Source organism: Luteibacter sp. 9135 (assembly GCF_000745005.1).
Lineage (GTDB): Bacteria > Pseudomonadota > Gammaproteobacteria > Xanthomonadales > Rhodanobacteraceae > Luteibacter.
Map to the genome: position 1 here is coordinate 2948983 of NZ_JQNB01000001.1, position 12178 is coordinate 2961160.

Below are 12178 nucleotides of genomic sequence, written 5' to 3' on the forward strand. Positions count from 1 at the left end.
CAGGGGAAATCATCTTGGCCACTTCCATCATCGTCGGGTACCGCCCCTTTCCCGGTCGTACCGATCTGGTCGTCAGCATCCTGCTGGAGACCTACGTGGTGATGCAGCGCGCCGGGCTGATCACCGCGCGTCGCCCCTGGATCATGCGTAGCGAGGAGGGCAACGTAGTCGCGGCCTTCGACATGACCGACGAATACTCCTTCGCCGCCTCCGAGAAGATCCGTGAGGTGAGCATGCTGCGCGCCCGCCTGATGGGCGTGGCCGAGCGCGTGCCGCTGTCGGGCCTGCGCGAGAGCAACGACCCCTACGCCGAGTTCGAGACCAGCAACGATTACCCGGCTGTCGACACGCCGCGCGTCGCCGATGCGCAGGGCTGACGGTCAGATGTTGCCGTAGACCGCTTCCAGTTGCGCCACGGCCGCGTTGACCCGCTGGATGCCTGAGGACTGTGCCACGGCACTTTCGCTGATCTCGCTGGTCACCTGGGTGACGTTGGCGATGGATGCAACGATCTCATCCATGGTGTGGCCTGCCGTACCCACCAGGCTCGCGCCTTCCTCGACGCGTCCGCGGGCGTCGCCGATCAGCTGGTGAATTTGCTTGGACGCGCTGGCGCTGCGCACGGCCAGCTGGCGCACTTCGTCCGCCACCACGGCGAAGGCCTTGCCACTCTCGCCGGCACGCGCAGCTTCGATCGACGCGTTGAGCGAGAGCAGGTTGGTCTGGAACGACAGCGCATCGATCAGGTCGAGGATGTCCTCGATCGACCGCGTGCCTTCCTGGATCCCGCCCATGGTGCGAACCACGTCGCGCATGACCTCGCCGCCACGCTCGGCGGCCTGCCGGGCGCCGGTGGCCAGTTGCTCCGCGTTGCCTGCCTTGCTGGCGTTATCGACGACGGCGCCGGACAGGGACACCACTTCGCGCTGCAGCGTCTGCGTGGCCAGGGTCTGTGCGGTGATGTCGGTGGCGTACTTGATGACCTTCATCGGCACGCCGTTGAAGTCGAGGATGGGGTTGTAGGTCGCCTGGATCCACACCACGCGGCCGTCGCGGCCGAGCCGCCGGTACAGCGCCGCGGCATGACGCCCCTCGCGCAGCCGCGCCCAGAAGGCCGCGTAGCCGGGTGACGATGCCTCGCTGGGATCGACGAACATGCGGTGGTGGCGCCCGACTACCTCGTCACGCGCGTAGCCCATGGCACTGAGGAAGTTGTCGTTGGCCTCGATGATCATGCCGTCGAGGTCGAACTCGATGGTGGCCTGGGCGCGGTCGATGGCCTGCAGGCGGCCATCCATGTCGGCGGCCGCAATGCGCTGCGCCGTGACATCGGTGGCGTACTTGATCACGCTGACGACCTGGCCGCTGCGATCGAACAAGGGGTTGTACGACGATTGCAACCACACGTCGCTGCCATCCTTGCGCCGACGCCGATACAGCCCCGTATCGCTTCGGCCGGTGCGCAGGGCGGCCCAGAAGGCCGCATAGGCATCCGTGTCGGCTTCGTTGCCGGTGACGAACATGCGGTGGTGGGCACCGCGGATCTCGTCGAGCCGGTAGCCCATGGTCTCGAGGAACAGCGCGTTAGCGTGGCGCACATGGCCGTCGGGGGCGAATTCGATGACGGCCTGGACCTTGTCCAGTGCCGCGAGCTTGCCTTGGGAGGCGCGATGTTTCTCGAACCAACGGCGAATCATCGAAAGGCCTGAAGTGTGACGTGCGTCACTTATCGGCGGAATATGGGCTTACTTAAGAATAAAAGTGATGGAATCGGTAGGTCGGCTACCTTTTCATTCAGGTTAGGAGGGTGGTCGGCATCCGGAACAGGAAGCAGGTGCCCGCCTCTGCCGACGAGGTAACCGTGAGCGTCGCGCCATGGCCGCGGGCGATTTCCGCCGCGATGTACAGTCCCAGACCCAGGCCGGGCCGGGGCTGCGAGCTGTCCGGCCGGAAGAACGGATGGAACAGGCGATCCAGCGTCTGCGGATCGATCGGTTCGCCGAAATTGGTGACTGCCAGCGTCACCGCGCAGCCCTCGTCCTTGCCTTCGACCAGGATGGGGCGACGGCTATCGCCATGGGTGATCGCGTTGTTGACCAGGTTGGCGATGAGCTGCTGCATGCGCTTGAGGTCGAAGCGGAGCGGGCGGCTCACGCTCCAGCTCGCCCGAATGTCGGCCTCGGGATGCGCCTGGCGGATCTCCGCCAGCACGCGCTCCGCGGCCTCGGCCAGGTCGTCGCGCACCTGCATCGTTACGGGAATGCCCGCCGCCAGCCGTGCGCGGGCGAAATCCATCACATCGTCGATAAGGCCGGCCATGCGGCGGGTGCTGGCCGCAATGAGCCCGGCAAGGCGTTGCGCGCGCGGCGGCAGGTTCATCGATTGCAGCGACTCTGCGGCCATGCCGGCGGCCTGCACCGGGCTGCGCAGGTCGTGCCCGACCACGGCAAGGAACTGCTCCCGTAGCACGCCGTCGTCCACCTCTTCCCGTAGCGCTTGTTCCGCGTCATTCACCCGGTCCTCCAGCGCCAGCTGGGCGGCGATCAACTCGCCGAACAGGGTCATCTCGGCGGCAAGACCTTTCTCGTCGAGGGTGACCGGGCGCGAATCGATGGCGCACAGGGTGCCGAAGAACTGGCCGTCCACCGTGAAGATCGGCACCGAGGCATAGCTTTCGAGCTGGTAGAAGCGTGGCGTGTGGTGGTCGGCGTAAACCGGATGGGCGCTGGCATGGCCGAACACCACCGGCTCATGGTGCTGGCGGATCTCGTCGCAGATGGTGCTGCCCAGCACCAGGTCGTCACCGGCGCCGAGGCCGAAACCGAGGTCGTCGCGAACGGCGCAGGCCGTCCAGCGGTTGTCCGTGACCCGTGCCACCGCGGCGAAACGCATGCCCGTACGGCGGACCACGGCGTCGAGGATACGGGGCACGACCGACAGGCGCGCCACCGCCCCGATCAGGGGATCGTCCAGGGTGGCAAGGGAGGGGCGAACCTGAGGCATGACTCGATTCTACCAGTATGAACAAGCGTTAAGCTCATTCACCCGCCAGCGCGTTTCCTTGCGATGGCTTGCCTTGCCTGGTCCAGCGCATCCGCCGACACCTCGTCGGCGTCACGCTTAGCATCGATGAGGGCCGTATGCGGCAAGGCCATATCGCGGAAGATGGCGCGGCAGCGGTCGAGATTCTCCGCGGTCTCGAAGTGATTCGGCTTATCGCCGCGCAGGCGTATGCGCGCCAGGCCAACCTCCGGCGCAAGGTCGAGCAGCAGCAGAAGGTCGGGGCGGGGTGCGAAGGCGTTGGCCTGCATCAGGTCGTCGATGCCGAGCCCGGCAGCGCCCTGGTAGGCCACGTTAGACGGGAAATAGCGGTCGAGGATGACGATCTCACCGCGAGCCAGCGCGGGCGCGACCAGTTCATCCACATGCTGCCGGCGGTCCAGGATCAGCAGGCGCAGCTCTTCCTCGGGGCTGAGCCGGCCAGTGGATGCCGAGGCGCGCATCTGCATCCCCCAGGGGCCGTTGGTTGGCTCCTTGCTGAGGTTGACCGTACAGCCGTCGAGCGAAAGGGCATCGCGAAGGGTATGAGCGAGCGTCGTCTTGCCGGCGCCGTCGATACCTTCGATGGCGATCAGCAGACCGCCGGGGATAGGGAGAGGTGCCATGACCGGGATTTTAGCCGATCGGCCGGCGACTTTCACCGCGCGCTAACGGGATTCCCAAGCCGCTCGAACATCTTCTTGCCCAAGGGGGTGACGCTCCAGTAGCCCAGTTCGTCCTGGACCGCGAGACCGCGGCGCAACAGGGCCACGCAGGCGGACTCATTCAGGCTGCCGACCGCTAAGTAGGCCGTCGAACACAACTGCCGCAGGGCAAAGCGCGCCGGCTCGTCGAACTGCGGCTCGTGCCGGATCGTGTCATCCACTGCCATGCCTGATTTCCCCTTCGGTGTTACCGAAGGCGATTCTTGCCTCCGCTTGAGTTAAATCCTCGTGAGGAAATACTTAGGTAGCCCGCGGGCGTCAGTGGAAGCCATTGACCAGGCCGCTGGCCTTGTCCTTGGTGAGGTTCAGACCCTGGCCGCCGAAGGTCGCCATGCTTGTCATCCGGTCGGCGATGTCCACCCCGATAAGGGCCGCCGTATCCGGGTCCACGCTCAGCCCTAACGGCACGGATGGAAACTGCACGTAGTCACGGCTGGCGTTCCATTGGGGATGGCCGCCCAGCTCCGCCATCAGGCCGTCGATCTTCGTTCCGGCCGGTCGTCCCAGCAGGGCGAAGGGCAACGGCGCCTTGGCATCGGCAAAGGTCGAGATGGCGGTGACCTTGTCCTGCTGGATGCGCACGCGGAGCTGGCTGTAGGCGATCTGGTCGGTGGCCACGGGCCTGCGGGCCAACTGCGCGTTGAGATCGCGTGGATAGACGTAGAGCAGGTCGGCGGTGTCCGGACGATCCTTCGTATTGCGCTCCTTGTCGGGCGCGCCCATGGCGGCCATGACCTGGCTCCAGGTCATGCCGAGCGCCAGCGGGCCGAGGTGTGTGCACGCGTTGGGCAAGGCGGCGTGAGTGTCGGCGCCGACGGCGTCGTTCGCAAAGGCGTGGCGCAGGGCGCCGATGCAGTCGTCCGTCATGCTGGCGGCATGCACCGGGAAGGCGACCATGCCGAGGACGAGCAAGCCGCACAGGTGGATCGACGAGCGTGGCATGCGAATCTCCGGGCGTCGTGTCGTAGGACGGGCTCTTACGATGCCTGCACGCCATGACAAAAAAAACCACCCCCGCAGAACGGAGGTGGTTTTCATGTTTGGTGCCCGAGGCCGGAATCGAACCGGCACGCCTTGCGGCGGGGGATTTTCTTACCACTTCGGCTTTCGCCGCCGGCGCTTCCGTAAGGAGCGACGTTCGTGGTCTGGAGCACGCCTTCACCGTAGCGCCGCGTTGGACCGCTTTGCCTTAGGTGCCCGCCGTCTGCTCTCTACACCTTCCGCCGAACCTTTCGGTGCCGGGGCTTGGCTCGGTATTAGCTCGGATCTGCATCCAGGGCCTTCGCCGAGTTTGACGGGCTTCACCTCGGGGGTTTCCCCCTGAGGGCTCAATTTCTGGTCTGAGTCCCCTGCGTCTACCAGTTTCACCACTCGGGCGGACGCAAAACGTTACAACACGTGGATTATGCGGGATTCAATGAATCTGGTCGAGACCCAGTTTGCGCTCGTTACGCTGGTACCAGTTGTCGCCCTCGGGATTGAACACCGCGCACTGGGTCATGCGGCCGGAGTAGATGTGTAGGCTGACCGCGACGGCATCGTCGCTGGGATTGCGGATGGTGTGGTACTCGTGCGGCGGGATCAGGCTGCCGGCGGAGCCGGGGCCGGCCTGGATCGAGCCCACGGCGCGGAACTGGTAGCGCTCCGCCTCGTGGCCGAGCAGTTCGTACTGGACGATTTCCAGCGCGCCATTCCAGACGCCCTCCACGCACCACATGCCGCTGTGGTCGTGGATCAGGGTGCCCTGGCCCGGACCCCAGGTCATCGCGACCACGCTGTAACCGTGCTCGTCGCTGCGGTAGAGCTCGCGGCGGGCGTAGTGGTCGCCGGTGGACTCGAAGACGCAGGCGGGCAGGATGACTTCCTGCGAGCGGATCAGCCGGCACAGCGCATTGCGCAGGGTGTCGGTGATGGCCGGGGTATCCGGCTGCACGACGGACGCGTCGATCGCATCGATGAGCTTGCGGCTGCCGGGGAAGTCGACCGTGATCATGCGTTTTACCTCTGGCGGCGGATAGGGCGTGGCGGTGCCCGACACGTTCCATGATAGCAGGGCGCGTTGCGCGCCAGCGTCACGAAGCCTTAGAGCGTTGCCAGGAAGCCACCGATGGCCTGGCTGTAGCTGGCGATGTCCACCAGGAACGCATCGTGGCCCTGGGGCGAATCCAGCGCCACGAATTCCACGGCGGCACCGGCCGCTTCCAGCCCACGGGCGATGGTTTCCTGTTGCTCCAGCGGAAACAGGATGTCGGTGCTGACGCCGATCACCAGCGCGCGCTGAACATGGATGCGGGCGAGGCCGCGCATGACGTCGCCTTCGCCGTGTTCGGCCATGTCGAACCAGTCGCTGGCGCGCGACAGGTAGAGGTAGCTGTTGGGATCGAACCGGCGATTGAAACGCCGGGCATGGCCCTCGAGGTAGGACTCGACCTGGAACTCGAAACCGAACGGCTCGTTTTCCTCGCGCTGCTCGGCATCCAGGCGAATGCGCGCGAAGCGGCCGTTCCATTCCATCGCGGAACGGTAAGTGATGACGCCGAGCTTGCGCGCGATGCTCATGCCGTGTTCCGGCCAGGCTTCGTCGTCGTAGTTGCCGCCGTTCCAGTGCGGATCGAGGCGAATGGCCTCGCGCTGCAACGAGCGGATGGCGATGGCGAACGGTTGTGCCTGCGGAGCCGTGTCCACGCTGATGTGCGTGCGCACCGTGCCCGGGTGCAGCAGCATGAACGCCAGCGCGCTCATGCCGCCCATGGAGCACCCGACCAGGCAGGCCAGGCGCTCGATGCCCAACCCGGCGACGACGACCTCGTGCGCGGCGTTGGCGACGTCCTCCAGCGAAAGCTCGGGGAACGTCAGGCGGTAGGGCTGCCCGCTGGCCGGGTCGATCGACGCGGGACAGGTGGAGCCCTTGTCGCTGCCCAGCGAGTTGACGCAGACCACGAACCAGCGGTTGGTGTCGAACGCCTTGCCGGGGCCGATCATCTCCTGCCACCAGCCCGGCGTGGGGTCCTCGTCGTTGGACGCGGCGTGCGCGCTGGGCGAGAGGCCGGTGAGGATGAGGATGGCGTTGTCCCCTGCCGCGGCCAGCGTGCCCCAGGTTTCGTAGGCAACGCACGCGCCGTGCAGTTCGCCGCCGCGCTTCATGCGGAACGGCGAGGAAAGTGCGTGGTAGCGGCGGGCGTCACCCATGGGTCGTTCCTTCGTTGGAGGCTGTCGATGCTGCCATGGTCACCGTGGGCGGCAGGTCAGCGTGACGAGGCGGTTGCCGGTGCGACATCACCGGCGCCGGCGTGCTTGTCGGCCTCGGCGATCTGCTGGGCCACGGCGTGGGCGACGTTGGAGTCCGGGTCCAGCAGCGGTTGCAGGCTGCGCCAGGTGGCAGCGGCTTCGGCGAAACGCTGTTGCTGGAACTGGGCGATGCCGAGCAGCCAGAGCGCCTTCTGGTTCTGCGGATCGGCGGACACGGCCGCCTGCAGCAGGTCGAAGCCGCGGCCGACGATGCGGTGATCGTCGCGCAGCAGCGAGTCCGCTTCCGCCCAGCCGACCATGGCCGCACCGTTGTGGCCATCGGCGTCCAGTGCATGCCCATAGGCATCGCGTGCTTGCGCGGGCTGCTTGAGCATGGTGTAGGTCTGGCCCAGCAGGAGCCAACCCGGGACATCGTCGGGGTGGGCCTTGAGGCGGGCCTGCAGCTCGGCGATGGCGTCGTTGACGTCCATGTCCTTCGGAGGCGCCACGCCGGCCAGGGTTGAGGGCGTACCTACAAGACGATAAAGGCCTCCGCTGGCCAGCGGCAGCAGCACGGCCAGGGCGACCACCAGCGCGAAGACACCACGCGATCGTCCGTGCAGGCGGCCCTGGCGAACCAGTGGAACGAGGATCAGCGCCAGGGCGACCAGCAGCATCGCGGTGGCGAGGAGATAGAACACGGTGCTCACCAGTCGTCCCCGGTATCGTGGGCCGGCATCTCGCTGCCGGCATGCTGGCGTGCGCGACGGCGCACCTGGACGGCGACCAGCGTGCCGCCTAGGGCGAGAACGAGCAGCGGGCCGAACCAGAGCAGCCAGGTCTTCGGCGACACCGGCGGCTCGTAAAGCACGAAATCCGAATAGCGCTCGACCAGGAAGGCCTTGATCTGCGCATCGGTCTTGCCGGCCTGCATCATCTCGAAGATCTGCCGGCGCAGGTCGTGCGCGATGGGCGCGTTGGAATCGGCCAGGGTTTCGTTCTGGCACATCGGGCAGCGCAGCTCGGCACTGAGGGTCTGGAAGCGGATTTCTTCGGTGCGATCGCGGAAGGGGAGGGGCTGGATGGCCTGGGCCAGGGTGGGGAGGGTGAGGAGCAGCAAAAGCAGGGTTAGCGTGGCCTTGGATAGGGGGGCATGAAGCCATCGCGCACATCGTGCGCTCCTACCGAGTAGGCGCGGGGACGGATACGGGCGCGGGGTCATAGGGCGGCCTCGTGGGAGAGCGCCTGCAGGGCGGGGCGGAATTCGTGGGTGACGACATCGGGGGTGATGGGGCCGACGTGCTTGTAGCGGATCACGCCCTTGCCGTCGATCAGGAAGGTTTCCGGTGCACCGTAGACGCCGAAGTCGATGCCGACGCGCCCGTCACGATCCGCGATCACAACGTCGAACGGGTTGCCGTGCTCGCCGAGCCAGGCCGTCGCATCGGCCGGGTCGTCCTTGTAGTTGAGGCCGACCAGGGGAAGGCCCAGGGCCTTCACCTCGCTGGACAGGACCGGGTGCTCATGTACGCACTCGATGCACCAGCTGCCGAACACGTTGAGGAAGTACGGCTTGCCCAGCAGCGAGGCCTTGTCGACATGGCGATCGGGCTCACCCAGCACGGGCAGCGAAAACGCGGGCGCGGGCTTGTCGATCAGCGGCGAGACGATCTCGTGCTGGTCGTGCTGCGTGTTCCACCAGATGCCGAAGCCGAACAGGCCGCATAGCGCAAGGAAGACGAACAGGGGCATGAGGCGACTCATGTCGCCGACCCCGTGCCCGGCAACGCGGCAGGCGGTTTCTTCGCACGGAAACGGCGGTCGCCGGCGGCCAGGAAGCCGCCCAGCATCATGATCAGCCCGCCCAGCCAGATCCAGCGCACGAACGGCTTGTAGTACAGCCGCAGGGCCCACGCGCCTTCGACGTCGGTGGCCTGCATCGGCTCGCCCAGGGCGACGTAGATGTCACGGAACAGGCCGGCATCGATGGCCGATTCCGTCTGCACCTGGCCGCGCGAATAGGTGCGCTTCTGCGGCCGCACGGTGGCCAGCGTGACGCCGTCGCGCTGGATGGCGACCGTGCCTTCGTCGGCGCGCCAGTTCGGGCCCTGCGTCTCGTGCACGCCGTCGAAGCGGAACACGTAGCCGGCGATGGCCTGGGTGTCGCCCGGGGCCATGCGCACGTCGCGCTCCACGCTCAGCGATTCGGAGAGCATGACGCCGATCAGGAACACGGCGACGCCGGTGTGGGCCACCAGCATGCCGGCCATCTCCGCGGGGTAGCGGCGACCGCGCGGCATCTCGCGCCAGCGCTTCACCACGTAAGAAAGCGTGCCCACGGCCACCCAGGCGGCCCCGGCCACGCCGGCGATCGCCCGAGCGTGGCCTGCCGCGAACACGGCGGCGATGATCGCGCAGATCACCGCGGCGATGGCGGCGCGCGCGGCCATCGTCGTCAGCTGGCGACCTTCGGCGCGACCCCAGCGCAGGTACGGGCCGAACGGCAGCAGCAGGATCGCCGGCGCCATCAGCGCGACGAAGAGGAAGCCGAAATACGGCGGCCCGACCGAGATGCGCCCCAGGTTCAGCGCGTCGCCGATCAGGGGAAACAGCGTGCCCAGCAGCACCATGGCCGCCGCGGTGGTGAACAGCAGGTTGGCGACCATGATGCCGGTCTCGCGAGACAGCGCGGCAAACGGCTTGCCCGTCGCCACCTTCGGCGCACGCACCGCGTACAGCAGCAGCGAGCCGCCGATCACCACGATCAGGAAACCGAGGATGTAGAGGCCGCGGCGTGGATCGGAGGCGAAGGCGTGCACCGAGGTGAGCACGCCGGAGCGGACCAGGAAGGTACCCAGCAACGACAGGGAAAACGCGAACAGCGACAGCAGGATCGTCCACGCGGGCAGCGAGCCACGTTTCTCAGTCACGGCCTGGGCGTGGATCAGCGCGACGCCCACCAGCCAGGGCATGAACGAGGCGTTCTCGACCGGGTCCCAGAACCACCAGCCGCCCCAGCCCAGTTCCGCGTAGGCCCACCAGCTGCCCGCGACGATGCCCATGGTGAGGAACGCCCAGGACACGTTGGTCCACGGGCGCGCCCAGCGCACCCAACCCTGTTCCAGCTCACCGCCGAGCAAGGCGGCAATGGAGAAAGCGAAGGCCACCGAGAAACCGACGTAGCCCATGTACAGCACGGGCGGGTGGAAGGTCATGCCGGGGTCCTGCAGTACCGGGTTCAGGTCGCCGCCGTCGCCGGGCATCGGCAACTCACGCAGGAACGGGTTGGAGGTGAACAGGATGAAGGCGAGGAAGCCGACGCCGATCAGGCCCAGCACACCGAGCACGCGGGAGGCGAAGAGCGTGGGCAGGTGGCGGCTGAGCAAGGCCAGCGCCAGTGACCATACGTTGAGGATGAACACCCACAGCAGCATCGAGCCCTCATGCGCGCCCCATACCGCGGTGATGCGGTAGTACCAGGGCAGGGCGAGGTTGGAATTGTCCGCGACGTAGGCGACCGAGAAATCGAACGCCAGGAACGCATGGATCAGCACGCCCATGGCGAGGAAGACGAACAGCGCCTGTCCCACCGCGGCCGGCCGGGCCACGGCCATAAGCGCCGCGTTGCCGCGCCAGGCGCCCACGATCGGCAGGATGCCCTGGGCCAGCGCCAGCAGCAGCGCGAGGACGAGCGCGAACTGGCCCAGCTCCGGGATCATTCCGGCGTGCCCGGTGCCATGGCCTTGTCGCCCATGGCCTTGTCGTCGATCTTGCGGTTCTCGTGCGCCTTGGCCATGGCGTCCTTCAGTTCCTTCGGCATGTAGTTCTCGTCGTGCTTGGCCAGCACTTCGCTGGCGATGAAGCGCGCATCGTCCATGCGGCCCGTGGCGATCACCGACTGGTTGTCGCGGAACAGGTCGGGAAGGATGCCGGTGTATTCCACGGGCATGGCGCCATCGGCGTCGACCACGATGAAACTGACCTTGAGGCTGTCCTTCGCCCGCTGGATGGAGCCGGCCTTGACCATGCCGCCGAGGCGGAAGTTGCTGTACTGGGTGGCCTGGCCCTGCTGCACCTGGCTGGGAGTGAAGAGGTAATTCATGTTCCGCTGCAAGGCGAACACGGTGAGTCCCACCGCCACGACGGCGGCAAGGAGCACCGACACGACGATGGCGAGACGACGTTTACGGGTGGGGTTCATTACGGGGAGCGGTTCCGGGACGGCGGCGGTTTTCCTGGCGCGCGAGGCGCGCGCGCAGGTTGCGCAGGTTGCGTCGACGCCTGGCCAGCGGGGCCAGGGTGTCGAACAGGAGGACCAGGAGGAAGACGGCGAGGGATGTCCACACGTAGACGCCATAGGCGCCCATCGACAGGTGCGGTGTCATGCGGTGGCATCCTGCGCGGTGGTGCCCAGGGCGATGTCGCGCACCCAGGCCTTGCCGCCTTCCGCCACGACCAGTTCGGCGCGAACGCGCGCGAACAGGCTGGCGACGTAGTAGAGCTTGGTGGCGGCCATCATGGTCAGCAACGGCCAGAGCATGCTGGCGTCGATATGCGAGGGGCCGAGCAGGCGAACGGTGGAGCCTTGGTGCAGCGTGTTCCACCAGTTCACCGAGAAATGCACGATGGGTACGTTCACCGCACCCACCAGCGCCAGGAACGACGCGGCGCGCGCGCCCTGGCGCCGATCCTCGAACGAGCGATAGAGCCCGACGATGCCCAGGTAGATGAACAGCAGCACCAGTTCGGAGGTGAGCCGGGCGTCCCATGTCCACCAGGTGCCCCACATCGGCTTGCCCCAGAGCGAACCGGTGACCAGAGTGATGAGGGTAAACGCCGCGCCGACCGGCGCGGATTCCATCGCCACGGTTTCGGCCAACTTGATCCGCCAGACCAGGCCGATGAAGGCGGCAAGGGTCATGACGCCGTAGATGAAGAGGCTCATCCATGCGCTGGGCACATGGATGAAGATGATTCGGTAGGCGTCGCCCTGCTGGTAGTCGGCCGGCGCCACGAACAGGCCACCGTAGAGCGCCACGGCGCCCAGCAGCACGGCCAAGCCCAGGGCCCACGGACGCACCGCGCCCGCGAAGCGGTAGAACACGGGGGGTGAGCCGAGCCGGTGCAGCCAGAGGGGAACCCAGTTAGCCATCGATCCTCGTTGCCGTTTGGTGCGAGAAGGGGTG

15 protein-coding genes are annotated in these 12178 nt (G+C 66.8%); 1 reads left to right on the top strand and 14 read right to left on the bottom strand.

The genetic code is table 11. The features are described from left to right. Positions 1-14: 14 nt before the first annotated feature. Positions 15-377 carry a hypothetical protein gene (locus FA89_RS12785; RefSeq protein ID WP_036140944.1) on the top strand — a complete coding sequence of 121 codons (363 nt, stop codon included), beginning with the start codon at positions 15-17 and terminating at the stop codon, positions 375-377. A gap of 3 nt (positions 378-380) precedes the next feature. Here the strand turns inward: FA89_RS12785 and FA89_RS12790 are convergent, their stop codons facing one another. The 14 genes from FA89_RS12790 to FA89_RS12855 form a co-directional block, all read right to left on the bottom strand. Beyond that, positions 381-1697, bottom strand: a complete 1317-nt coding sequence (locus FA89_RS12790) for a methyl-accepting chemotaxis protein (RefSeq protein WP_081916534.1) — start codon at positions 1695-1697, stop codon at positions 381-383. 97 nt (positions 1698-1794) lie between these two features. After that, positions 1795-3003 carry a GAF domain-containing sensor histidine kinase gene (locus FA89_RS12795; RefSeq protein ID WP_036140946.1) on the bottom strand — a complete coding sequence of 403 codons (1209 nt, stop codon included), beginning with the start codon at positions 3001-3003 and terminating at the stop codon, positions 1795-1797. A gap of 38 nt (positions 3004-3041) precedes the next feature. Beyond that, positions 3042-3665 (bottom strand): dTMP kinase, encoded by a 624-nt coding sequence (gene tmk, locus FA89_RS12800; RefSeq protein WP_051938737.1) that lies wholly within the window; start codon positions 3663-3665, stop codon positions 3042-3044. 32 nt (positions 3666-3697) lie between these two features. Beyond that, positions 3698-3931 (bottom strand): hypothetical protein, encoded by a 234-nt coding sequence (locus FA89_RS12805; protein WP_036140948.1) that lies wholly within the window; start codon positions 3929-3931, stop codon positions 3698-3700. Positions 3932-4022: 91 nt separating this feature from the next. Then, entirely contained in the window at positions 4023-4706 is a 684-nt protein-coding gene (locus FA89_RS12810; protein WP_036140949.1) for a hypothetical protein, read from the bottom strand. A 472-nt stretch (positions 4707-5178) separates the two neighbouring features. Further along, positions 5179-5757, bottom strand: a complete 579-nt coding sequence (locus tag FA89_RS12815) for a cysteine dioxygenase family protein (protein ID WP_036140951.1) — start codon at positions 5755-5757, stop codon at positions 5179-5181. An 89-nt stretch (positions 5758-5846) separates the two neighbouring features. Beyond that, positions 5847-6953 (bottom strand): homoserine O-acetyltransferase MetX, encoded by a 1107-nt coding sequence (gene metX / locus FA89_RS12820; protein WP_036140952.1) that lies wholly within the window; start codon positions 6951-6953, stop codon positions 5847-5849. Positions 6954-7009: 56 nt separating this feature from the next. Beyond that, entirely contained in the window at positions 7010-7702 is a 693-nt protein-coding gene (locus tag FA89_RS12825) for a tetratricopeptide repeat protein (RefSeq protein WP_036144265.1), read from the bottom strand. Beyond that, positions 7699-8214 carry a cytochrome c-type biogenesis protein gene (locus tag FA89_RS12830; RefSeq protein WP_081916536.1) on the bottom strand — a complete coding sequence of 172 codons (516 nt, stop codon included), beginning with the start codon at positions 8212-8214 and terminating at the stop codon, positions 7699-7701. Before FA89_RS12830 ends, FA89_RS12825 begins: the two co-directional genes overlap by 4 nt. Further along, positions 8211-8756, bottom strand: a complete 546-nt coding sequence (locus tag FA89_RS12835) for a DsbE family thiol:disulfide interchange protein (RefSeq protein ID WP_036140954.1) — start codon at positions 8754-8756, stop codon at positions 8211-8213. The genes FA89_RS12830 and FA89_RS12835 overlap by 4 nt, the downstream gene beginning before the upstream one ends. Next, on the bottom strand, positions 8753-10711 hold the full coding sequence (locus tag FA89_RS12840; protein WP_036140956.1) for a heme lyase CcmF/NrfE family subunit: 1959 nt from the start codon (positions 10709-10711) through the stop codon (positions 8753-8755). Before FA89_RS12840 ends, FA89_RS12835 begins: the two co-directional genes overlap by 4 nt. Next, positions 10708-11193, bottom strand: coding sequence for a cytochrome c maturation protein CcmE (gene ccmE / locus FA89_RS12845; RefSeq protein WP_036140957.1), 486 nt, complete (start codon positions 11191-11193; stop codon positions 10708-10710). The genes FA89_RS12840 and ccmE overlap by 4 nt, the downstream gene beginning before the upstream one ends. Then, positions 11177-11377 (bottom strand): heme exporter protein CcmD, encoded by a 201-nt coding sequence (gene ccmD, locus FA89_RS12850; protein ID WP_036140959.1) that lies wholly within the window; start codon positions 11375-11377, stop codon positions 11177-11179. The genes ccmE and ccmD overlap by 17 nt, the downstream gene beginning before the upstream one ends. Next, positions 11374-12144 (bottom strand): heme ABC transporter permease, encoded by a 771-nt coding sequence (locus FA89_RS12855; RefSeq protein ID WP_036140960.1) that lies wholly within the window; start codon positions 12142-12144, stop codon positions 11374-11376. The genes ccmD and FA89_RS12855 overlap by 4 nt, the downstream gene beginning before the upstream one ends. Positions 12145-12178 lie beyond the last annotated feature (34 nt).